Here is a 24,371-nt window from a genome sequence, read left to right on the forward strand (position 1 = left end):
ATTGTAGCGGGGGTAGGATTCGAACCTACGACCTTTGGGTTATGAGCCCAACGAGCTACCAGGCTGCTCCACCCCGCAATGAAGATATGTAATATAAGGTATTTCTTGGACTTTGTCAAGCATGGGGTTCCGGAGTGCCGGGCAGATGGCCGCGAAGTTTCATCAGACAGCCTTCCACTCGACGCGGACTCCGACGAATCACGCGGAAGCTAACTCCTTGCATTACAATATCTTCCCCTGCTTCCGGGATTCGTCCTAAGTACTCGGAAAGCAGGCCAGATAGTGTATTTGCTTCCATTTCAGGAGGTTGCCAGCCCGTCTCGGCTTCGATATCCTCCAGGAATGCCCCTCCGGAAACCAGGAACTTGCCCGGAGCGGTCCTGCGGACGATTGGTTCATCGGGATCCCACCGCTCCGCAACCGGGCCCACCAACTCCTCAAAAATGTCCTTGATCGTCACGAGTCCGTCCGTGCCGCCGTATTCGTCGATGACGACCGCGATGTGGCGGCGCCCGGTGCGGAACTCCTGCAGCAGCTCCGTAATGTGTTTCGATTCAGGTACCGCGGGAATCGGGCGGACGACGGCGCGCAGGTCCGCCACGTCAGTCAAGAAGTCGCGGGCGCGAACGTAGCCGAGAATGTGATCCAGATCGCCTTGATAGATCGGCAATACGTTGTGGCGATGCCGTTCGAAAAGGGCGCGGACATGGTGCACCGTTGACGAGATATCCACGGCGACCAGTTCCGTTCGCGGGGTCATGATGTCACGCACCTTCAGCTCGCGCGCGTCAAGATAGCGGCTGAGCAGTTCACCCTCCTCGGGCGTCGCCGCGCCCGCGGCCTCGGCACCGGTCAAGACCTGCTCGAATTCCGCTTGATAGGCAAGTAATCGTTGCTCCGTCGTGAGCGCAACACCGGAATTGGCGCTGGGAATCAGACGGGTCAGCGGCGCGAGGAGCCAGCGCATAGGCGAGAACGCCACATAGCCGATCATCAGCGGCCAGGAGAATGGCCGGACGATCCGATTGGCCGAGGCATAGGCGATCTGCTTGGGCAGAATCTCCGAAAAGATCAGAACGATGATCGACGAGCACGCGGAGACCAGTGTTGTACTCAGGTCACTCAGGCCCCATTGCTCGCACATTGCGACGAGTACAAACGTGAAGCCGACGTTAGAGAGGTTGTTGCCGATCAGCGTCGTGGAGAGAAAGCGATCCGGATGCGCGGCCAGAAAGCGGAGCACCGGAATGCCCAGTCTGCCGCCGCGCTCCCAGCTGTCAATCAGAATTCGATCGAAGGCGGTAAATGCCGTTTCAATCGCCGAGAACAGGATGCCAACGACGAAGAAGATCATCATCCACGTCAGCATACGATGCTCCCGCCGCGCGCGACCGTGATGCGGGCGGCGCTTTCATCCACCAGCGCCTGCATCAACGGCCCCGTCACTCCCGGTTCCACCGTCAGCTCAAAGCGGGGGTTCGACGTTCCCTCCTGCAGGACCGGACTCGCATTGTATTTGCGCGCCAGCCGATACACAATGCTCATGTCGTTATAGCCGCAAGCCACGTCCAATTGATCGTACCGCTTCAGCACTCTGACGATTGCCGCGGCCAGCGCCGCAGCCGCGCAGTCCGAGTACGCCCGCGCCAGACCACCGCTGCCGAGTTTCGTGCCACCGAAATAGCGGGTTACGAGCACCAGCGTATTCGTCAATTCGCGTGAACGGATTTCACGCAGGATGGGCTGACCGGCCGTGCCGTGCGGCTCACCTGCATCGCTGCAACGCTCTTCCGGCTCGGCCAGATAGCCGATTCGTGAGGCATGACACCAATGGGTGGCATCGTGGAAACGCCGTGCTTCGAGACGAAGTTCCGCGTCGATCTGCTCCACGTCTTCCACGGCAGTGGCACGACCGAAAAAGCGCGAGCCCAGCACACGCGTCTCCGCGTGGCCAGGCTCCGCAATCGTCAAGTATGTGCTTGTCCCCTCGGACAAGTGGGCGCTCCGTCAGGATTTCTGCTTGGCTCGCAACGTCGCCTGTGCCGCCGCCAACCGGGCGACCGGCACGCGGAAGGGGCTGCAGGAAACGTAGTCGAGGCCGACTGAATCAAAGAAGTAGATCGAATTGGGATCACCGCCGTGCTCGCCGCAGATGCCCACCTTGAGCTTCGCGCGCGCACCTCGGCCACGCTCCGTCGCCATACGCACCAACTGGCCGACGCCGTCCGTATCGATCGACTCAAACGGATCTTCAGGTATGATCCGCGCATTCACATAGAATGGCAGGAAACGACCGGAATCGTCGCGCGAAAGCCCCATCGTCGTCTGCGTGAGGTCATTCGTGCCGAAACTGAAGAACTCGGCTTCACGGGCAATCTCGTCGGCCATCAAGGCGGCGCGCGGCAACTCGATCATCGTGCCCGTCAGGTAGGCAAACTGCTGGCCCGTGGCCTGCTGCACTTCGGCGGCGACGCGATGAATCACCTCCGCCTGAGCATGATATTCGGGCAGCGTCATCACCAGCGGAATCATGACCTCCGGATGCACCTCAATCCCGGACTTCTGAACGTTGGCCGCGGCTTCAAAAATCGCGCGCGACTGCATCTCCGTGATCTCCGGATAGACAATCCCAAGCCGGCAGCCGCGATGTCCAAGCATCGGATTCGACTCGGCAAGCGTTTCCACTTTGGAGGCCACCGCCTGCGCGGACACACCAAGCTTCTTGGCCAATGCGCCGACGGCATCAGCGCCATGCGGCAGGAACTCGTGGAGCGGCGGGTCCAGCAGGCGAATCGTGACCGGCCGTCCGTTCATCTCGCGAAAAATGCCCTCGAAATCGCCGCGCTGGATCGGCAGCAGCTTCGCCAGGGCTCGCTTGCGGGCTTCCAAGTTGTCGGCCAGAATCATCTCCCGGACGATGTCGATGCGGTCGCCCTCGAAGAACATGTGCTCGGTGCGCGTCAGGCCAATCCCTTCTGCGCCAAATGCCACCGCGTTGCGGCACTGGTCCGGCTGATCGGCGTTCGTGCGAATCCGCATGCGGCGAATGCCGTCCGCCCAGCCTAACAGCGTGTCGTAAAGCTGGAACAACGGCGCGTCGGCCGGCTTTAAGGTCTTGTCGAGCAAAACCTGCAACACTTCCGACGGCTTGGTTGCGATTTGGCCGAGATAAATGATTCCCGTCGAACCGTCGAGCGAGATCCAATCCCCTTCTTTCACGGTATTGCCGCGCACGATCATCGTCCCGGCGGAGTAGTTGATGTCCAATTCGCCGCAGCCGGCAACGCAGACCTTCCCCATTTGACGTGCCACGAGCGCCGCATGCGAAGTCATGCCGCCGCGCGCGGTGAGAATACCCTGCGCCGCATCCATCCCGCGAATGTCTTCGGGCGATGTCTCGATGCGAACGAGAATCACCTTCTCGCCCTTCTGTGCCCATTCCTCCGCGTCCGAAGCATGAAATACCACGCGACCGGCGGCGGCGCCCGGACCGGCATTCAAGCCCTTGGCAATCACCTTCGCGCCCGCCATAGCCCGGTGATCAAAGATCGGCCGTAAGAGCTGATTCAACGAGAGCGGAATCACGCGATCCACCGCTTCTTCTTTTGTGATCAGGCCCTCTTTGACCATCTCCACGGCGATGCGCACATCCGCCAGACCGGTGCGCTTGCCGACGCGGCATTGCAGCATCCAGAGCTTTTGATCCTGAATCGTGAACTCGATGTCCATCATATCACGATAGTGATGCTCGAGTTTATCGGTAATCGCGATCAGCTCGTTGTACGCGGCAGGCATCTTCTCTTCCAGCGAAGCGAACTTGTCGGCGCGATCGGCTTCCGCGACGGCATGCGACGCAGCCCAGGCTCTGGAACTTACGACCGTGACCTGCTGCGGTGTGCGCGTTCCGGCCACGACGTCCTCGCCCTGAGCGTTGATCAGAAACTCGCCATAAAACGCGCGTTCGCCACTGGCCGGATCCCGCGTGAAGGCCACGCCTGTTGCGCAGTTGTCACCGAGGTTGCCGAACACCATGGCCTGCACGTTCACGGCCGTGCCCCACGACTCGGGAATCCGGTTGAGGCGACGATAGACATTCGCGCGCTCGTTCATCCACGAGCCGAACACCGCACCGATCGCGCCCCACAGTTGCTGTTCCGGGTCCTCGGGAAACTCCACGCCTTTGCGCTGCTTGATCGCGGCCTTGAACTTGGCGACGAGATCTTTCAGGTCGTCCGCCGTCAACTCGGTGTCGAGCTTGACCCCGCGTTCCGTCTTCTTTGCCGCGAGGATCACCTCGAACGGATCCTCCTCTTCCTTCGTCTGCGGCTTCAGATCGAGTACGACGTCGCCATACATCGCCACGAAGCGTCGATAGGAGTCATAGGCGAAGCGCGCGTCGCCGCTGCGCTTGATCAACCCGGCCACCGTCTTGTCATTCAAACCGAGATTCAGAATCGTGTCCATCATGCCCGGCATGGACGCACGAGCGCCGGAACGCACCGACACCAGCAGCGGATTCGTGACGTCGCCGAATTTCGCGCCGGTGGACTTCTCGATTTCGCCGATCGCCGCCTTGACTTCCGCCGCAAGCGTGGGCGGATGGGCCTGTCCGTGCGCGTAATAGTAAGTGCAAACTTCGGTCGTGATTGTGAAGCCCGGGGGTACCGGGATGCCGAGCAGATTCATTTCGGCAAGGTTTGCGCCTTTGCCGCCGAGGAGCGATTTCAGATCCGCTCGACCTTCAGCTTTCCCGTTGCCAAAGGTGTAAACGTACTTCGCCATGAGAGGTGGGATTTCTCCGAAGGGAATGTGGAAGAATTGCGCCTTATTTCAGCAGTACGGCTTTGGCCGTAAGCGACTGAGCAGGTGTCGATAGTTGGAAGATGTAGAGACCGGAAGCATGGCCGGCACCGCTCCAGGTCATGTGCTGCGGGCCCGCGCTCAGTGTGCCTGCGTCATGCGGCTCGACCAGCGCGCCCTGGATGTTATAGACGTGCAGGTCCACGCGCGTCGGAGTCGGCAGTACGAAGCGGAGCGTTGCAGCGGCGTTGAAGGGGTTGGGGGTGACGGACGTGATGGCGAACTGCAGAGGTAGTAGCGCGGGCTGCTCCTCGGCATCGTCGCCCTCGATGATGACCTGCGCAGTCTTCAGAATCTTGTGATTCGGGTCCACTGCAGCATCCCATGGAAAGAAATCGGGCAAGGGCTCTCCAATCTCGATGAATTGGTCCGCCACAGGCTCCGTCCAGTAAACTCTCGTTACTGAATCGGTGCGGTCGCCGTCATACCACCGAATTTCCAGCGGCATACGAAAGTACGTCGGCGAGGTCTGGATTTGCTCCAGTTCAAAACCCGTGTCGAATAGACCGTACGTGAGGCGGTACCGCGGATATCTTGTCCCGTACACCCACTCGTCGAAGAACCAGTCGAGGCTTTCGCCGTAGTGTTGTTCGAGCTTGGCCTGCCAGTCGGCGGTCACGGCGTTGCCATAGGCATGCTCCTGACCGAACTCGCGCAGCGCGCCAAAGAAGGCCGAGTCGCCGAGCAGCTCGCGCAGCATGTGCATCACCGCCGCGCCCTTCTGATACACCGTCGCGCCCCAGTAATAGTCCGGATCGTAAATCGAATAGCTGTCCGTCGCCGAACGCGCATCGGGATAGATGCCGCCGACGATATAGTCCTGATAGGCGGTGTGACCACCCATAATCTCCATGCCGAGCGCTTCGCAATACGTCGCGAAGCCCTCATTCAGCCAGAGGTCACGCCAGTCCCCAAGCGTCACCCAGTCCCCCCACCACATATGGGACATCTCATGAAATAGCAGCCAGTCGTAGGCATGATTGGCGACCACGGCTTGATCGAGATGCGAGACGCACGTCGCATGCTCCATGTCGCCGATGCGCGTCATGTTGTAGCCGAAGCGCGCAAACGGATAGGGGCCGAACAACGCACTGTATCCGTCTAACACGGCGGGCACGTTCGAAAAGTGCGTTTGAGCCTGCGTCACACGCGACGGATAAACGTAGTTCAAGATCTGCGGATCCGACTGGCGCTGTACCATCAACTCATAGTCCGAAATCGCGACGAAGATCAAGTAGGTCGAGATCGGCTCGGGCTGAACGTAGTGCCAGCGCAGCAAATTGTCCGGCATCCGCAGCGTGTCAACGAGGCTGCCGTTCGTGGTCGCGACCGTCCCGAAATCCGGAGTCAGAAAGCACTCCCACGAGAGCTTGTCCGCCGGATCGGCATAAGAGGGCAGCCAATTGTAATTGGACGGAGGTGGGTCCAGGCTCAGTCCGTCACCCATCGAGAATCCGATCTCCGGACGCCAGCCCGATTCCGGTGCAAAGCGAAATCCGCCCCAGGTGTCAATCTGCGGAGGAGTGCCGTGATAGGCGATCGCAATGCCGATCGTGTCTCCCGCGGCCAAGGGCGGCGTCAAATCAATCTGAAGACTATCGGTGCCCTGCTGAGCATAACTCGCGACGTGCTGAAGTCCGACCACGGTGACGGAGTCAATGTCATACGTGGACGACAGGCGCAGATTCACGCGCGGCAAGTCGGCCGCACCGGTCAAACGAATTGTGGCCACACCGGAAACCGAATGCGCAACCACGCTGAACCGGAGGTCCGCGGTCAAGCTCAGCGCATCGTAATTATGCAGCGAATCGTCGTCCAGAGTGCGTGGCCGGCAACGTGTCGGTGACACCGGCGAGGCCCCAGGGATACCCCAGAGCAGCTCCGCGCGTGGCGCCGCAAAACCGGTCGAACCAAGTAATATTAGTAAAATTATGATGTTGGCCATGGCGCGTTGCGCGATGTGCAACCGACAGCTTAACACCATATGATAGTGAGGTCTGCGGAGAAAGTCAAGCGAATTATTTCACATGAAAACAGATGATTAGCGAGGAATAGACACTCGATGCGCGGCGGTTTCACACGAGAGCGGGCGAGCCGGAGGCTCGCCCGCTGACACACCCATCGTGTCCGCTGGCCGAAGTCACTCGCTTCGGCGATTACGTTTCTCAGTCCAGATCAAATCCGGAACTCGCAGGGATGCTTCACGCAGCGCCTGTTCGTCGAGGCCGCTCGTGGACGGTCGCCCCGGTTTCGTGACGGCGTCAACTTGATAAAAGCGCGCCTCGTATTTTGACGTCTCTTCATCTATATAGCTCGTGTCCTTGACCATCGCCACCGGAAGGTAGGTCGTCAGATCGCCGGCACGATTCGCGGCGCGAATAATGTAATACAGTGCTCCCGAGGTCTGTTCCCAAAAGAGCCCCATCCGCTTGCCCGTCGGCTGAATCACGAGGTGCTTAACCGGCTGTGTGCGCGGCGCGGTCTCGCCACTCACGCGAATATTGCCGATCCGCCAATACCAGTTGCCCTGATATTCAAACCGGAGTACCACGGAGTCGGAACCGCAAAGCCAGCGCTGGTCTCCAACCCAAATCATGCCTTCGCGCGAACTTGACCAGGGAGACGCCGCCGTACTCCAGACGACAACGGAAAACGTCCGCCCGCCATCAACACTCCCGAGGATGCGCGCCGAATCACCCGCCTGCGCGCGCAGATAGCTCGGCACCATGATCTCCGCATTGCGCAGTTTGCGCGCGCTGAACAGCCAAGTATCGAAGGAAGTTGTCCGCCCCTGAGCATTCAGTTCGAGACTCCGACTGCCGAGTTCATCGGCGATGAGACACCAGCCGCCGCCCTCCGCCACCGACATCCGGGAGGCAAGATCCGGACGCGCGATGCGATCGAACTCGATGTTGAGCGCAATGCCGTCGTCCGCGGAGATGACCACCTGATATTCCGGAGTCTGGCCGCGATTCTCGTAGATTGAACTATCCTCGGCCACGATCTTGTACGTCAAGACGTCGCCCGGGTTCCGTGCGACCAGCAGTGCGCGATGGCGCCCGCCGACGCGGGGCATGCTCACCGACTGCCAGGCCTCGGCATTCCAATGGAATTGAAGCTGCGCCAGCGCGACGCCGCTGACATCCTGAATGTCAGCCGAGAGGCGCAGTGTCGAGAACTCCGGTTGCGGCGAACGCGGGGGGATATGCGAAATCTCCGGCGCGTAAACGTCGGCGCGACTCTGAATCCGGAACCAGCGCAGGAAGTCGTTCAAGAGTCGAACGCGGGTAGTCGGGTATTCCGCGTCCACCAGCCCGCCAAGCTCAATCGACGAACCGATCGTCCGATAGCGCGGATCGGCAAACGAGATGGCGACCGGATATTCATGTCCGGCCCGGGCGTTGCGCAACAACACTTGCGCGCCGACGCCCGCTGAAAGTTGGTCAATAAAGTTGTTCTCGCCGCCGTAGGCAAAATCGTAAACATCGTAAACCGTTCCGTATTCGCCGCTAATCGGTCCCGCGTCGGACGTGCCATCCTGCCCGCCATCAATATGAAATCGAGCATGCAGCGGCGTTTGCTGATCAAAGGCCCAGACGTCTCCGCCTTCCCAGTAGCAGCAGCCGCCGTGGTCAAGGTAGTCCGTGAGTCTGGTTGCCGACGCCCAGGGTATCGGCGCCTGATTCGGAAATATACCGCTGAAGATCCAGATCGAAGTGTACAGCGCCAGATCAGACGGCAACTGCGCGCCCTGCTCGTGCTCCACTCCGAGCGAACTCAAGGCGTCCGACACGGCCTCCACGTTCTCCGGACTACGATCCAGCACGTAGAGGAACACCGGAATCCGGCCGATGGTCACGGCGGTCGCGCCCTGCGTGAGCGGATGGTTCTCCGCCTGCACCGCATACGTGAGATTCACCGCGATTCCACGCGGCAGACCGGCATTCGTGCGCATGGTGAACGTCAAGACCACCGTGTCCCCCGACTGACATCCGGCGGCTGAAGCCGACGTATTCAACAGATCGATTCCGGGGGACGACGTCTGCAACTGCGCGACGATTTGACGCGCGGCGTCACCGCCGCGATTTTGCCACTTAAGTCCGAGGGACAGCCGCTCCCCCGCCTCAGGGTTCGCATCGCCGTCGCCGGAATCCTCGCGAATCTCGGTCGATAGGAAGTACAAGTCCGCCGCGCGAATCCACAGCGATTGAGTCGCGATCAACACTGAATCCTGCGGATGGTGAAGTGTCAGATCGATCAGTGCGCTCGCTCCGTCGCGCGCCGTGTCCGCGATGGCAAAGGCGTAGCCGGTCTCAAGCTCGAGAGTGTCATGCGGCGCGATCGCCGGGACGTCGACGTCAGCGGGAGTAATCCAAAGCCGGGGCGCACGCGAATGCAGGTCAAGCGAAGCCGCCGGCGAGGACTGTGATCCGATGTTCGTCAGCGCCACGCGCAAGGTCCCCTGTTCGCCCCGGTCAGGGACGCCGTCCGCGTCGCCTGTGCTGTCGGCCACGGTGAGCGGCAGCGCCGTTAGATAGGCACCGCTGGCCGGAATCGCCTGAATCACGCCGCGCGCCGGCCGCGAGTTGCGCGCCGTCGCCGTCCAACGCAGCGTCCGCGGGCCATGCAAATTCAACTCGAACGTCGCCTGTCCAGCGTGACCCGTCCGCCGCACCGCATAGTATCCGGGAGGCTCGGATGTGACGCAGATCTCCGCATCCAGCGCCGGAACTCCGTCGCGTGCGGCTGTCAGTGTCAACTGCGGCGTGCTGAACGGTATCGTAGCCGGAGCGCTGAGCTCCAGGACCGCGGGTGCTTCGCTGTAGAAGCGCATCGACGGATCGCCCAGCAGGCAGAATTGCTGAATTGTCTCTTCGGTCAGGCCGCCCGGCGCCTGCGGAAAACTGGCCGCGGTCATCAAGCGTCCGTAATCCGCGGCGTAGCCGAGCCGATCGAGATGCTCCGCGAAGATCGCGCGCAGCATGCCGATCCCCAGTGTGTCGGAGTAGAAAAACGCCGTGCTCTCCGTCGCGCCGAAATAGCTGATCGGAGCAAACTCCTGCGGCTGGTTCAACCACTGCTCGGCCAGCGATCCACCGGGGTAGTCCAGATCGGCCGTCGCGCAGGCAACCGCGATTACATTCGCCGAGGTCTGCGGAATAAGGTCGGGAAGATCGTTACCGACAAAATCGGGATGCACCGAACTCCACGCCTCCGCGTGCCCGTGGCCGATGTAGAACACCAGATTCGGCGAAAGATCCAGCGCGCCCGTCAACAGCGGCAGTGTCCCCGTCTGCGGTTCCTGCAAGTGATTAACCACCAGGCCGGACTGCTGGAGGAGGTTCCGCACGTCGATACCGTGCTGAGGATCAAGCGCCGCGGCACTACTGAAGACCGTGGCGCGCGGTGGCGAACCGGTCACGCCATCACGTTCGTACGACAGCTGGCGCGCCACCCATGAGGCGCAGGTGATCGAACCGGTGCAGGGAATTCGCCCCACTGACCAGTCCGGAAGGTAGTCATTCCCGCTCAGATTGCTGTAGAGATGGTCGGTGAGGCTGCCCCCCACTCCGTAGTGCGCCGGAATGCGGTCCACGTCGCCGACGATGGTGAGGAACTCCGGAATCGATGCCAGGGTGTCAACGTACTGCACCAGATAGTTGCGCAGCCCGACGGCGGTGGCAGCAACTTCCGAGTAGATTATCGTGTGGGCCGCGATCCCGCTCTCGCGTTTCCACTGCAACCACGGCTCGAGCGCCGACAACAGGTCGCGCTCCGTGACGACCAGCATGCGGGGACCGGTCGGTGTAATGTCGTTGCCGGGATCGCGGGGGTTCAGGACGGCGGGCTGAACGTAAGAGGCCCGCGACCACGACGGCGCGGTCGCCTGATCAAGGCGCGGCTCCGACGTGCTGACGCGAACGCGAATCCGCGAATATACAAACCAGTCCCCGCTCCGACCGGCACATCGCACGGGATGAAAAGTCAGCAGCCCCAGCGCAGCGGAACCCGCGCTGCCCGTGCAGGTCAGCTCCGCTATGGTGGCCGGGTAGGTTTCGCTGGAAGCATAGTATTCCGGGGTGGCGACGCGATGCGGCGATCCGGGATCGTCCCGGTATTGCGGGAATGGCGCGGGCTGCGGAATGCCCAGGCGCTGAATGCTGCTGTCAAGTTCGATAATCTCGAGCGTCGCCTCTGACGACAAGAGATTGATCCAGATCGCTTTTTGCGGCAGTTCCGGCCAGCCCGGTTGTGTGGTCTTGGTGGCGCCCGCAATTGACGACGAGATCCAGAGCTGATCGGGCCGCCATACGGTATCGACCGTCAGCGCGTCAAACGTGAACTCCACGACCAGATCACGCGATGACTCGGAGAGCACGCGCGCCTTGGCGACGGATGCTCCATAGTCGCCCACGGGTAAAGCGGACGCTTGCGCGCCCAGCGTCAAGCAGAACGTCAAAGTGATCAGGATTACAGAACGCATGCGTTGACTCCCGGAAACATCCCATTCTTGACATAGTATGGACGTCCTGAAGCAAAGCAAATTGTCTGCCCCGCTCAAGCTGACGATGATTCGTCGGACTAACACAACTCAGCACACGAAAAAGGGTCGACTGCAATCCGCAATCGACCCCAATGCCCGCAACCGATAACAGTCAGTTGGGCTTTTGCACCACCACGTGAAACGCCTGGTTCCCCTTGGGACCGGGGACTTTCTCAAACGTCACTGCATCGCCCGCCTCCAGTACGCGATAACCGCGACCCGTGATCGACGAAAAATGTACAAAAATCTCTTCCCCGCTCTCGGTTTCGATAAAGCCAAACCCCTTCTTCGTCGAAAACCACTTCACGGTCCCCCGGTCGATTTGCTGCGCGGCCGTGCGTCCGATCGTCATGTCGATATCCTTCTTCAGACTGTTGATTTCTCGAATCATTCGGCCGCCGGCTGCGGCTGAAGGGGATGCAGTGCAACTTTGCTACCGGAAATTCCGGCTATGGATCGCGGGGCAGCCAATGCTCAGGGATCCGGCCAGCCTGCCCCATATAGTGCAACCGGTAAACCGCATAGCGCTCCGCGGTGTCAAGCAAGCCACGAACTTCGTCCGGAGTCAGGTCGCGGCGCTTTGTGGCAGGAACCCCCGCCCACAACTCGCCCGGCGGGACGTTCGTTCCTTCCAAGACCACCGCGCCCGCCGCAATCACGCTACCCGATCCGATCACCGCGTGGTCCAAAACGCGAGCGCCGATCCCCACCATGCACCCCGACTTGAGCGTGCAACCATGTACGACCACCCCATGCGCCACCGTTACCAGCTCCTCGATTTCGAGCTTCGCCCGGGCTATCGTCACGTGACACACCGCCCCGTCCTGAATGTTGGTCTTGGCACCGATGCGAATCGAATTGACATCGCCGCGAATGATCGCACCAAACCAAACTGAACACTCCGGCCCGATGACCGTGTCGCCGATCACGACCGCGCCGGGTGCAATCCACGCGGATTCGTGTATCGTCGGCTGCACCCCGCGATAGGCCAGGATGACCGGGCGTTGTGTATCGGTTGTACGCATGAATTTGATTGTCGGTTGCCGGATGAACGGCTCCGGAGAAGGCGAGCCTTCTATTACATCTCTAAATATCTGTGTTATATCTATTTACCCTTAACCGCAATTCGCGAACGTCCATCACCGTCGCGATGCCGTCAGCAGTAGATGTCCCCAATTGACTTTCTCATTGAAATGCCTATCTTTACGGCACTATCCAGAATTGCGCACCCGGCCCATGAAGTTCAATATTCCACTTTTCGCCATTGTATTCGTGGCACTTTGCCTGTGTGAGATCGCCGCCGTGAGATTCCACGCATCGTGTGCAGGCAGCGGCGACGACATTTCCGAGGCCGCGCGTGTCCTGTTGCGTGAGGCGAAGCTACTGGACTACTTCTGTTTCAGCCGGCTTCCTCCGGTTTTGGGAGCGCCGGTCGTGCCGAAGGAATGGGAAACGGCGCTCGGATCGGAAATCACGCTCACGGATAACGCCGGAGAACTCGCCGGCAAGCACGCGCCAATCCTAACCCGGCTCGAGGAGATTGGCAGGTTGCGACCGGGAGAGTGCATTACCGTTCGCGAAGAGACACCACCGCGAACCTGGCACGCCGTGTACAAACCGCTTTCCGGCGGCACCCGCCTATTGCACATCGCGAAAAGCGACGCAAGTCTTGCCGGAGATCGCGGGATGTCGGATTCCATGAGCTGGCCGGTGATCATTGGCCTCGCGGCGGCCGGTGCCGCATTGATCACGTTGCTCAACGGACTCTTGGCCCGCAGGTCAGGCTAACGGCTGACTAAGAATTTCGCGCCAGCCGGCCGTGGCTCGCGTGAAGCTGTGTTCATTGATGATGCACTGCTCCGCGCGCCGCGAGTGCGCTTTCCAGAGCTCCTCCGACTCCAAGTACTCGATCACCGCCGTGGCATACTCGGCGGGAAATGTGGCCACCGGCAGCAAGCTGCCCGCACCCGAGGCGCCGACGATGTCGGACATGTCGCCGCAGTCGGCAGCGACCGGAACCGCTCCGCACGCCATCGCTTCCATACAGGCCAGCGACAATCCCTCGCTGACCGAGCAGAGCAAGCATACTTTCGAACGGCGATAATAGTCCGCGACCTCAGATCCCGAAGACCAGGTCACGGATTGCTCCAGATCGAGTCGTTTCAATCCGGCGGCAAACTCATCGTGCAGCGGACCGTCGCCCAGCCAACAGAATCGAGTTCCCGGACGCCGGTCAAGAATCGCCCGGAAAACCTCCAAGGTGAATAGCGGCCGCTTGCGTTCGCGCAGCTGAGCGGAGACGAGGACATCGATGTCGCGCGGGGCGTCACCGGGGAAGTATCGCGCCGGATCGATCGCGCTGTGCAACCGTACAATGCGCGCAGCCGGGAAGCCGAGGCCCTGCACAAATCGTTCGGTGTTGTGGCCCGGCACAAAGACTCGCGCCGCGCGCAGCACGGTGCGCCGCGCCAACGCTTGCAGTCGCGCCGGATTTCTGGACCGCGCAACCATCCGATTGTCGCTGGCAAGCCGGTCGTCCACGAAGTCCAGTTCGCCCTGTCCGCCGATCAGATGCAGATAGACCGGAATTCCCCGCCACCGCGCGACCGCCATCGCGAACAACCCGTGCGGAACCACGTTGTAAGCCATCACCAACTTCGTCCGGGGGTGCCAGACTTGACCAACCAGCAACAGGATGCGACTCCCCAGTCGGCCAAACAGGCGCGAAACTCCGCGCGGCCAGACCCAGCGCACACGCTCGTAGGCGGGGCCGGGACGGTCCGTCACCACCACCAATTCGACCTCCGGGCGCCCGCGCAACAGGGGAATCAGCTTCGCATGAAACAAATTGTCGTTCAGAGTCGTCGTAATTACGATCCGCACCGGAAAGCCCTATGATGGATGACCAGGACCATGCGCCCGAATCGCCGGGCGGATTGACCACCAAGGAAGAAATCGTCCGCAATTGGCTGCCGCGGTACACCGGCACGCCGATCGAGGAATTCGGACAGTACATCCTGCTCGTAAACTTCACGAACTACGTGGAGCGCTTTGCGGCCATGAACAACTGCCCGATCCGCGGCGCCGGCGGCGCGATGCAAACCGCGACGAGTAAGGACGGAATCACGATCGTCAACTTCGGCATCGGTTCCGCCAATGCCGCGACGATCATGGATCTGCTCGCGGCGGTCAAGCCGCGGGCCTGTCTGTTCCTTGGCAAATGCGGCGGTCTGAAGAAGAAGGTTGCCCCCGGCGACTTCATTCTGCCAATCGGTGCCATTCGCGAAGGCTCCGCGTCGTCACACTATTTCCCGCTCGAAGTCCCCGCGCTGCCGTCGTTCAATCTGCAGAAGTCCGTGGCGCAGGAGATCAGCCGCCGCGGGCTGGAGTATTTTACCGGCACTGTCTATTCGACGAACCGGCGGGTCTGGGAGCACGACCAGAATTTCAAATCGTATCTGCACCGCATTCGCGCGATCGGCATCGACATGGAAACCTCGACCATCTTCATCGTTGGGTTCGCAAACCACATCCCCAAGGGCGCGCTGTTACTCGTCACCGACGTGCCGATGATCCCCGAGGGCGTCAAAACCGAAAAATCCGATCAACGAATCACGCAGAACTTCCTCGACCTGCATATCGAAATCGGCGCCGCGGCGCTGCGTGACGTCAAAGCCACCGGTGAAAGCGTTAAACACCTGAGATTCTAAACCGCAATGAACATCAAGTCCAGACTGTCCGCGCTTCGCGCCCTGATGAAGAAACACGGCGTGCAGGCCTATGTCATTCCCAGTTCAGACGAACACGCCGACGAATATGTCCCCGGCTGGTGGCGACGGCGCGAATGGGTGAGCGGCTTCACCGGCAGCGCCGGCGAACTGGTGGTCTCGCTCAAGAGTGCCGCGCTGTGGACGGACGGTCGCTATTTCCTGCAAGCCGAGCGGCAACTGCACGGCAGCGGCATTACGCTGATGAAGCTGGGCCAACCCGGCACGCCGAAACTCGCGGACTGGACCGCCGCGCAGTGCGGAAAACACGGCAAGGCCGGTACGGATCCCGCGGTCTGTACGATGTCCACGTACGCCCGACTCCGAAGCGGACTCGACGAGCGCGGCTGCAAGCTGATCAGCGTCTCCCCCAACCTCATCGATCAGCTGTGGAAGGACAAACCGCTTGATCCGGCCAGCCTGCTGCAGGTGCATCCGGAGCGCTATGCCGGCGTCTCCGTGGCCACCAAATTCGGCCAATTGCGAGCCGCGATGAAAGCGGCGAGCGCGACGGCGCACGTCATCAGCGCGCTTGACAGCATCGCGTGGCTCTTGAATTTGCGCGGAACCGACGTCGAGTGCAACCCGTTCTTCATCTCGTTCCTGATCGTCCGCGAAAAAAACGCGACATTGTACGTCGACCTGCGGAAGGTCACGCCGGACGCACGGAAAGCGATGTCGAAGCTCGTGGAAATCCGTGCGTACTCTGACGCGCCGAAGGGATTGAAAGAGCTGGCGACCAAGCACGCTGCCGTGCTGCTTGACCCCGCCGCGACCAACCAGAGTGTCGCGAACCAACTCGCCAAGGGTTGCGCAATTGTCGAACAGGACTCCCCAGTCGTGGCCCTGAAAGCCGCCAAGAACCCGGCCGAATTACGAGGCATGCGCGACTGCCACATCCGTGACGGCGCGGCCGTCGCCCGGTTCTTCTCTTGGCTCGACGCGAATCTCGGCAAGACCAAGATAACCGAAATCAGTGCGGGCGAGAAGCTCGAATCCTGCCGCGCCATGGATTCCCGTTACCGCGGCCCCAGCTTCGATACCATCGCCGGTTATGGCCCCAACGGCGCGATTGTCCACTACCGGGCGGAGCCGGCGACGAACCTCACCCTCAAACGCAAGGGCCTCTTTTTGCTCGACAGCGGCGGTCAGTATCTCGACGGCACCACGGATATCACGCGCACAGTTGCCCTTTCCGCGCCGACGGTGGAACAGAAGGCCGCCTTCACCTGCGTCTTCAAAGGTATGTTGGGACTTCTGCTCACCAAGTTCCCGGCCGGAACCAATGACCGGTATTTGGACATTGTCGCGCGGTCGCAACTTTGGGCCGGCGGCTTCGACTACAACCACGGAACCGGTCACGGCGTGGGCTGCTATCTCGGTGTGCACGAAGGACCGCAGCGGTTCAACCCGTTCCGCGATACCTCGGCGGTGCTTGTCCCCGGCATGATCATCTCGAATGAACCGGGGTACTACAAGGCCGGGGAGTACGGAATTCGGACGGAATTCCTCATGTACATTACCGAGGACAAGGCGCTCTCAAACCCGGAGCGCAAGATGCTGAAATTCGAGCCGCTGACGATGTGCCCCATCGACACGCGCTTGATCGACAAGTCGCTGTTGACTCCGTTCGAGACCAAATGGCTCAATCGCTATCACGCCGCGGTCAAGAAGGCCCTGAGACCGTACCTGAATGCCAAAGAGCGGAAGTGGCTCGAACGCGCGACGAAAAAGATCTGACGCGAATTGCAGCGAAACTGATCGGATAGCGGCAAGCGGGCTTCACTCGAAGCCCGCTTTTCATAAGTGTCCCGACCGCGACTCGAACGCGGAACCCTCAGCTTAGAAGGCTGATGCTCTATCCGGTTGAGCTATCGGGACCAATGCTCGGCAGCGGGAGCCGCCATCTGACGCCGCACTGCCTATTCGCCTTTGCGGGCAAACTGCAGCGCGCGCTCCAGCACGTCGTCTTTGGCTGATGCCAGGCTCGACGCGCGCGGCTGAACCCAGACATTCGGCGCAAATCCCTGGCCATCGCCGTGGCCTCCGGACCACAGCGGTTGCGTGATCGCCAGCGTGAGTGTCGCGCCATCCCCCAGTTGAAGAACCGTCTGTTCGTATCCGGCACCCGCGGTCGTATCGCCGATCAAGACGGCTCGCCCGGTCTCGACCAGCGGCTGCAGCAGACGCTCCGCCGCGCCCGAGGTCTCCCGACCGACCAGGCAAATCAGCGGACCCGCGAAGCGCGGCATCGATGGCGTCAACAGCACACCATCGCGCGCGGTCCAGGCCGGCTGGAGGTCGAGCACGCCTAACATGCCGGCGGACTCTCGCGGCGCCATCCGGATGTATCGCGATGCCCAGGCCTGCACTGGATACTCAATTACACTGCGAATGAACTCGGTCGGTACGATCCCGGCCTGAGTCTCGCGCAGGTCGAGAATCAACGCCCGCGTCGAACCGTCGCGAACGATCTCCAGCATCGATTCCTGCGCCGAGCGCGAGATCGACCCACGCAGATTCAGGTAGATAATCCGGCCATCCAACCGCCGGTAATCGTCAGCCGCGGACTTGTCGAACTCGCTAAACCAATCCGAGTTTGGTCCGGTATCGCGCAACAGCATCGCACGATACTCCGTGCCGTCAGGGCGACGCCACACGCAGTCCGCGCGAGTTCCGGCGATCCCGGTGAAGATCCGGTGTACGCCCGTGGCCAGCCGGGATTCGTAAGTGGAGCCGCTGGTCTGTTCCACGCAAGCCGCGCGAACATAATCAAACGCCGGAGTGCCGTCGATGGAGATCAGCTCGTCACCGACATGCACGCCGGCCGCCTTCAAATCGGGAGCCGAACTCAGCCTCCGCAATAGGACCTTGTTGCCGGAAAGCAGAAGTCGGACGGGGACCGTGTCATGAGTGCGCGGCAACGTCGTCGGGAAGCGCAGATACGTGCCCCCATTTTCCAGCAGCGCAACTCGCTTCCGCAGGTCGCGCCAGAATTCCACATCGTCCCGCTCGACCTGCAAAGCGGCGAGTCCGGCAGCATATTGCTCGCCCCAATTCACGTAAGGGATGCGTTCGAATCCGACAAAGTGCTCATTCGCCGTACTCCAGACGCGGGTCCAGATCGCCGCGCGTTCTACCGGGCCAAGCGCGAGCAGCGTCGGTGCGAGCAGCAACACCACCCGCAGCGCCGTGGAGCCGACTCCGCGGGCCCCGGAACCAGTAAAGAGGCGGTCCAGCGCGGTGGCCGGCCGCCTCCCGGTAGATTGCGGTTCGGTGCGGTTCGTCAAAATGCGACGGGCTCCTCGTACTCTGAATAAACTTCCTTCAGGATGTCCACCATCTCGCCCAACGTGCAGTAAGCATGTGCGGCGGCGATCAAGTGCGGCATGACGTTGTGATCAAGTTCCGCCGCTTGCTTGATATTGTACAGGCATTCACGCACCTGCGCCGCATCACGCCGCGCGCGAATCCGCATGAGCTTCTCGGTTTGGCCGCGCTGAACCAAGTCTCCTTCGATCTTGAGCAGCGGTATTTCGAGCTGCTCACCCTCGACTTGATATTTGTTGACGCCCACAATCACCCGCTCGCCCCGGTCGATCTCCTGTTGGTACTGGAACGCGGCATGAGCGATTTCGCGCTGAAAGTACCCTGCTTCAATCGCGGGGACCACGCCGCCCATGGCGTCGATGCGAGCAAAGTACTCCTCCGCGCCCTGTTCCAGCTTGTCGGTCATCCACTCGACAAAATAGCTGCCGCCCAAGGGATCGATCGGCATGCCCGCCAACACCTCATGCCGCAACACTTGCTGCGTGCGCATCGCCAGCGTCACCGCCTTCTCGCTCGGTAAGGCCAACGTCTCATCCATCGAGTTCGTATGCAGGCTCTGCGTCCCGCCGAGAATTCCCGCCAACGCTTCGGTCGCCGTGCGAATCAGGTTGACTTCCGGCTGCTGGGCGGTCAGACTGCAACCCGCGGTCTGCGTGTGGAAACGGCACAACAGCGACCGCTCCTGCTGCGCGCCGTATTTCTCCTTCATCCGCCGGGCCCAGATCCGGCGCGCTGCGCGGAACTTGCCGACTTCTTCAAAGAAATCAAGATGCGAATTGAAAAAGTGCGATAACCGCGGCGCGAATTCGTCCACCTCCAACCCGCGCGCGATGGACGCCTCGACATAGGCGAATCCGTCGGCCAGCGTAAACGCCAATTCCTGAATCGCCGTCGATCCCGCCTCGCGAATATGATAACCGCTGATCGAAACCGGATTCCAGCGCGGCATTTCCCGCGTCGCAAACTCAATCGTGTCCACCACCAGTTTCACCGACGGACGCGGCGGATAAATGAACTCCTTCTGCGCGATATACTCCTTCAAGATGTCGTTCTGAAGTGTCCCGCCCAACTGCTCGCGCTTCCAGCCCTGATTCTCCGCCGCCGCAATGAACATCGCCCAGATGATCGCGGCCGGCGCATTGATCGTCATCGAGGTGGTAATCTTGCCCAGCGGAATATCTTTGAACAAGGTCTCCATATCCTCCAGCGACGCCACGGAAACGCCGCACTTCCCGACCTCGCCCATCGACCACGGATCGTCAGGATCACGCCCCATCAGGGTCGGCAGATCAAACGCCACCGAGAGACCGTCGCCGCCTTGCTCCAGAATATACCGGTACCGCTCGTTGGTCTCCTCGGGACTGGCAAACCCGGAAAACTGCCGCATCGTCCACGGCTTGCCGCGGTACATCGAGGGATGCACGCCACGGGTAAACGGATACTGCCCCGGAAACCCCAGCTTCTGCATGTATTCCTCGGCCTGCGACGGATCCTCCGACCAGCACAGCGGCGGCACCTCCATCATCGACGTGGTCGTGAATTTCTTACCCCCGGGAAGCCGTCCCTGAGATTGGCAGGCGGCCTCCCAGCCCCGCCGGGCTGCGAGCAGTTTTTCCAATGGTGTCATCGTAGAGCTTTCCAGAGATTAGAATTAGACCAAATCTACGAATTTTCGGCCTGACCCGCAACGGGGAGCGACGGCAGGTCGAGCGGGCGGCAGATGCCATTCGCCCGGCGGATTCAGCTCGCGGTCGTTCCGCCACATAGGACAGGCGACCCACGGGCCGCCTGTCCTCCAATTACCGATTGCTAACGTAGCCAAAACGTGAACCCGAGGCCGCCCTGCAATTCGGCCTGAGTATCCGGTGCCAGCTGCAACGCCGGGGCGACTTCCACCCAGGTGTCGATGGCCGAATGCGGCCAGTGATATTTCAGTCCCAGCGGCAGCCGCAGCCCGATCGTCCCGTCTTCGTTCTTCGGGAGCGTCAGATAGGCACCCCCGCCATAGTACCAGCGCCATTCGCGGGGCGCGTCAAGCACGTAATCATACACCTGATAGTCCGCCGCAGTGAAAAACCAATCATGCCATGACCAGGCAATGGTCACGTCCACCGCAGACCGATTGCTCCAGTACCATTGCCCGTTGAGTCCACTGGGTTCACCCAACACAATCCCGGCTCCGAATTCCTTTCGGTCTGTATCTGCCGCGTAAAGGTGGCCGACGAGAAACAGACCCAGAGCCGCACACAGCCACTTGCGTAACATGAAGCCTCCTGATTTCGCTCTAATTTGCACGTACTGTCGCCCGGTGCTCCCAAGGAGGACGGCCCGTAGCCGGTTCAACCGCACACCGAGTATAACTGCAGGAAAACATGAAAGTTCCAGATTTCCGCAGAGTTCAGCCACTCCACGAGCGCGTCCGGCCCCCCGTGTTTAGACGATCCCACGCCAACTGAGACTGAAACCGGCCGTGTTTGGTTTCAACCTGGGTCAGGCCGACTTAACGCCGTTGATAATGGTCAATTTAGGTCGCGGCGACGTTCCCCCACCGGTTCTGGCCGGGCTTTTGCCGTGATAGACTTTGATCCGATTACTCGAATCTTCATTGTGAATCTCCTGTTCCGGCGATGACCCCGACAATTGTGATCGAGGGACTCCGGCTTCGACGACTGTGCAAGGTATAATTGGACTCCCCGAAGCAGATTCGACCGCAACTCACTCAGGCGCCTTCCGCCTGTTGCTTCTCTGGCCGAGGTGTGCTATTATTGTACGCATCAGAGGAGCGCTGCCCGACGGAGCGCGATGATGAAACCTGACTATTCCACGTTGCTTGTCTGACTCCAACTGACTGCATAAAGGAGATGGAAAGATGAAATTCAAGCTCTGCCTGTTTGTCCTGATTCTGGTGGCGATCGTCAGCATGGGCTACGCTGTTGTACAGCGGACCACCCCACTGACCCCAAGTTCCGTTACGGTGGGTGTGCAAGGCCCGGAAACCGCCCTGAGCACCGCCGATGTGTCTGCGCCGGAATACCTCAAGGTCCCCGCCACTTCGACGGTACTGCAGCCGCGATCTCAGGTCGGTCCGACCCGCGATTCCGGCGCCATGAATGAACTTGCCGGGACTTTCGACCGGTCCGCCCACCGCTCATTCATCGCCGAATCCGGCATTCCCTATGTTCAAGGCAATCGGATCTCCTTCGGCGAAACCAGCCGCAGGACTCTTGATATGCCGCTCTGTTCGTTAGAGGTGGCACCCGACACCGGCAACGTCAGCCTCTTCAGCGGGATCCTGCCGGGAGACGCCTATAAGGTCTGGATCGATCCTGCCGACTGCCCCAATTGCGCACCCAACGTCTATCCTTTCGGCATTGATTCCGTGTGCTTCATCATTGTTCAGGAGATGGATTCCCCGCCGGATACCGTGGTGATCGGAGTGGATATCGAGTGCTCGAACCTGCAGCCGGCCACACCGTGCAATGGCCCCGGCGCCGAACGCTGTTTCGCGGTTTACTCGATCCCGCTCGATACCAATGCCACTGGCGGTTCCCGGTTCTTGAGCGTCTGCCTGCCCCTGGACACCTGCCGCGTGGACGGGCCATTCTTTGTCGGGCTGTGGCATCTCGGGCACACGCTGCCCGACAGCGTGGCCTTCCATCCCAACGTCGTCTTCCAGGATACGCTTCCGCAACCGGTTCCCTGCGAAGCATGGACCAATCTGCTTGGCGGTTGGGATTCCTGGGAAAACACGTGGGTAGGTGACCCCGGTATTCCCATCGTGGAGGTGTTTGGCGAGTGCTCTGATTTGGGGGCCGGCGCGATTGCAACCTGTCCGGTCGAATGCGCGGACACGCTCATTGGATCGCCCCTGGCATATTACGTCACCGGGGTGACGGCCTTCTGGCAGTACTTCGACTTGGATCCGGCCGACTTCCCCTATCACCCCACGGCCATTCATTTTGACCTGTACTACGACACCACCGGTACCACCGCCGACACAACCGAGTACCTGATTACCTACGGCTGTCCGAGCAACGGAAACATCTGCTGCGTCCCCAGCGATATTCTGTGTGCCGGCACCGCGCAAATCATCCGCAGTGGAACCGGTGACAATCTGCTCGTGCCGATTTCGCTGAATCTTGACCCGCTGACCTGCTGCCTCGAATCTGATTTCTTCGTCGGCGTGATTATGACCCGGCATGTCGGCACTACCGGCGGCGTTTCCAACTATCCCAAGTTCCTGACCTCCAACCGGGTGACCGAACAGGGGATCGGAAATGATATTCCGTCGTGCTACCAGTGGTCATTCGGCACCGGCGGCTATACCCCGTATCCGTCGGGGTCGCAACTCGGCTGGTACTCGCTGGATATCACGGCTACCTGCGGAGCCTGCCCAACGGCCGCCACGGCCTGCTCGCCGAACTTCCTCGACTGCACCAATGCCACGGTTCTCGCCTGCAATCCAAACCCCCAAACGCTGACTAACCAGAGCACGATCGGCGGCGCGATGAACGCCAATCTCTACTGTTGCCAGGACTGGTGGGAGAGCGGCCCCGAAAAGGTTTACAGCATCACGATTCCGGCAAACGGAAGTGTGAACGCCAGCGTGTCGAACACCGGCGGTCAGGATCTCGATATCTTCCTGCTCTCGGCGTGTGACCCGGGCAACACCGTGGCCTGCGGCGATTCCGTGCTGAATGTCGCGGGACTTAATGCCGGAACCTACTATCTCGTGGTTGACGGATTCGACGGCGCCGAAGGCGGTTTCACGCTAACCTACACGATCCCCTGCGCCACCGGCCTCGGCTGTCCGACAACGCTGTGCGGGACCGGGCTGAACGGTAACGGGACCCTGCTCGCCTGGGACGGCGAGCTGTTGCCCAACGGTAACGTCGCCTATCTCTGCCAGGGCACGGCGGTGGGCGGTAATGACATGGTTGTCAAGATCCTCGACCCGGCCTGCGCGTTGGTTTCCACTGTGGACCTCGGCGCCGGGGACCTGACTCGCGCCAGCCGCGGCGTCGCCTACGACAACCGCGATAGCAGTTGGTGGGTCTGCACCTTCCGCTTCAGCTCGACCTCGCCCGGTCATCTCTGGCATTACAACGCCGCCGGGACGCTGATCGCGACGTTTGACAGCTCCTTCTTCGCCGGCCAGACGGGCGTCTATTCGTTCTCCGGATGCACGTTTGACGCGGATAACAACCACCTCTGGCTGATCTGTTCGAGCGCCGCGCGTTACGTCGAAATGGACGTCAACAACATGGCGGCACCGACGATCATTCAGCAGGGATCGATGCCGATCCATGCGGGCGCGGGATACTCCGCGGCGGGACTTGACTACGACGAGTGCAACGACCGCATGTTCGTCTCGACCTTCCGCGGCTCGCCGTTAACACGCGGAGAGGTCGAATGCTGGCAAGATGTGAACCCGGGAGGTGTGGGCGGCGTCACGCTGCTATCGTACTGCTCGGTGTCCGCGGGCGGCATCACCTTGAACTGGGGATTGGCTCGCTCCGCGACCACGAATGTGATCAATCTGCCGAACCTTGATGCGACGGCCAATACCGATCATCGGGTATGGACGACCACGGCGCCTTGCGCTGCCGTGCCGCCGCAGGCGCCGACCGCGGTCCGTTGCCTCCGCAGCGGCGCGGATATCCGAGTGTTCTGGAATGCACCGACGGCGGGCCGCTATAGCATCTGGAAGACCACGGTGAAGAACAACGTATTCCCGGCCGACTTCACGCTGGAATCCACGGTAACCGTTCCGGCCGGCATCGATCAAATCTACGTCGATGTCGGTGCGTTCGCGCCCGACGCTTACTTGAACTACGTGATCATTCAGGTTTGCCCGTAGGCTCGACGGC

Annotated in this window: 15 protein-coding genes and 2 tRNA genes; 4 read left to right on the forward strand and 13 right to left on the reverse strand. The window is 60.9% G+C overall.

Features of this window, described 5'->3' with window-relative positions:
* Positions 1 to 4: 4 nt before the first annotated feature.
* From HZB60_06360 to HZB60_06395, 8 genes are all read right to left on the reverse strand, one after another.
* Positions 5 to 78: transfer RNA gene (locus HZB60_06360), tRNA-Met, on the reverse strand.
* A 37-nt stretch (positions 79 to 115) separates the two neighbouring features.
* Entirely contained in the window at positions 116 to 1,369 is a 1,254-nt protein-coding gene (locus HZB60_06365) for an HlyC/CorC family transporter (GenBank protein ID MBI5059388.1), read from the reverse strand.
* Positions 1,363 to 1,995 carry a YigZ family protein gene (locus tag HZB60_06370; GenBank protein ID MBI5059389.1) on the reverse strand — a complete coding sequence of 211 codons (633 nt, stop codon included), beginning with the start codon at positions 1,993 to 1,995 and terminating at the stop codon, positions 1,363 to 1,365. The genes HZB60_06365 and HZB60_06370 overlap by 7 nt, the downstream gene beginning before the upstream one ends.
* Positions 1,996 to 2,007: 12 nt before the next feature.
* A complete protein-coding gene (locus HZB60_06375) occupies positions 2,008 to 4,782 on the reverse strand; it encodes a pyruvate, phosphate dikinase (GenBank protein MBI5059390.1) in 2,775 nt (924 codons plus the stop codon).
* A gap of 43 nt (positions 4,783 to 4,825) precedes the next feature.
* Positions 4,826 to 6,805, reverse strand: coding sequence for a T9SS type A sorting domain-containing protein (locus HZB60_06380; GenBank protein MBI5059391.1), 1,980 nt, complete (start codon positions 6,803 to 6,805; stop codon positions 4,826 to 4,828).
* 195 nt (positions 6,806 to 7,000) lie between these two features.
* Positions 7,001 to 11,344 (reverse strand): hypothetical protein, encoded by a 4,344-nt coding sequence (locus HZB60_06385; protein MBI5059392.1) that lies wholly within the window; start codon positions 11,342 to 11,344, stop codon positions 7,001 to 7,003.
* A gap of 172 nt (positions 11,345 to 11,516) precedes the next feature.
* Positions 11,517 to 11,726 (reverse strand): cold shock domain-containing protein, encoded by a 210-nt coding sequence (locus HZB60_06390; GenBank protein ID MBI5059393.1) that lies wholly within the window; start codon positions 11,724 to 11,726, stop codon positions 11,517 to 11,519.
* Between the two features lie 127 nt (positions 11,727 to 11,853).
* Entirely contained in the window at positions 11,854 to 12,429 is a 576-nt protein-coding gene (locus HZB60_06395) for a gamma carbonic anhydrase family protein (protein MBI5059394.1), read from the reverse strand.
* 211 nt (positions 12,430 to 12,640) lie between these two features.
* Here HZB60_06395 and HZB60_06400 point away from each other — a divergent pair, with 211 nt between their 5' ends.
* Positions 12,641 to 13,192 (forward strand): hypothetical protein, encoded by a 552-nt coding sequence (locus tag HZB60_06400; protein MBI5059395.1) that lies wholly within the window; start codon positions 12,641 to 12,643, stop codon positions 13,190 to 13,192.
* Here the strand turns inward: HZB60_06400 and HZB60_06405 are convergent.
* Positions 13,184 to 14,287, reverse strand: coding sequence for a glycosyltransferase family 4 protein (locus tag HZB60_06405; protein MBI5059396.1), 1,104 nt, complete (start codon positions 14,285 to 14,287; stop codon positions 13,184 to 13,186). The two genes, HZB60_06400 and HZB60_06405, sit on opposite strands and share 9 nt — an antisense overlap.
* 53 nt (positions 14,288 to 14,340) lie before the next feature.
* Here HZB60_06405 and HZB60_06410 point away from each other — a divergent pair, with 53 nt between their 5' ends.
* Positions 14,341 to 15,114 carry an AMP nucleosidase gene (locus HZB60_06410; protein MBI5059397.1) on the forward strand — a complete coding sequence of 258 codons (774 nt, stop codon included), beginning with the start codon at positions 14,341 to 14,343 and terminating at the stop codon, positions 15,112 to 15,114.
* Positions 15,115 to 15,120: 6 nt separating this feature from the next.
* Positions 15,121 to 16,911 carry an aminopeptidase P family protein gene (locus tag HZB60_06415; GenBank protein ID MBI5059398.1) on the forward strand — a complete coding sequence of 597 codons (1,791 nt, stop codon included), beginning with the start codon at positions 15,121 to 15,123 and terminating at the stop codon, positions 16,909 to 16,911.
* Between the two features lie 67 nt (positions 16,912 to 16,978).
* On the opposite strand, the gene HZB60_06420 is transcribed toward HZB60_06415, so the two are convergent.
* The 4 genes from HZB60_06420 to HZB60_06435 form a co-directional block, all read right to left on the reverse strand.
* A tRNA-Arg gene (locus HZB60_06420) sits at positions 16,979 to 17,052 on the reverse strand.
* A 41-nt stretch (positions 17,053 to 17,093) separates the two neighbouring features.
* Entirely contained in the window at positions 17,094 to 18,461 is a 1,368-nt protein-coding gene (locus HZB60_06425) for a hypothetical protein (GenBank protein ID MBI5059399.1), read from the reverse strand.
* A complete protein-coding gene (locus HZB60_06430) occupies positions 18,458 to 20,128 on the reverse strand; it encodes a methylmalonyl-CoA mutase (protein ID MBI5059400.1) in 1,671 nt (556 codons plus the stop codon). The genes HZB60_06425 and HZB60_06430 overlap by 4 nt, the downstream gene beginning before the upstream one ends.
* Positions 20,129 to 20,310: 182 nt before the next feature.
* On the reverse strand, positions 20,311 to 20,766 hold the full coding sequence (locus tag HZB60_06435; protein ID MBI5059401.1) for a hypothetical protein: 456 nt from the start codon (positions 20,764 to 20,766) through the stop codon (positions 20,311 to 20,313).
* A 604-nt stretch (positions 20,767 to 21,370) separates the two neighbouring features.
* Here HZB60_06435 and HZB60_06440 point away from each other — a divergent pair.
* Positions 21,371 to 24,361 carry a hypothetical protein gene (locus HZB60_06440; protein ID MBI5059402.1) on the forward strand — a complete coding sequence of 997 codons (2,991 nt, stop codon included), beginning with the start codon at positions 21,371 to 21,373 and terminating at the stop codon, positions 24,359 to 24,361.
* The last annotated feature ends 10 nt before the right edge of the window (positions 24,362 to 24,371 follow it).

The organism is candidate division KSB1 bacterium (genome assembly GCA_016214895.1).
Lineage (GTDB): Bacteria > Electryoneota > RPQS01 > RPQS01 > RPQS01 > JACRMR01.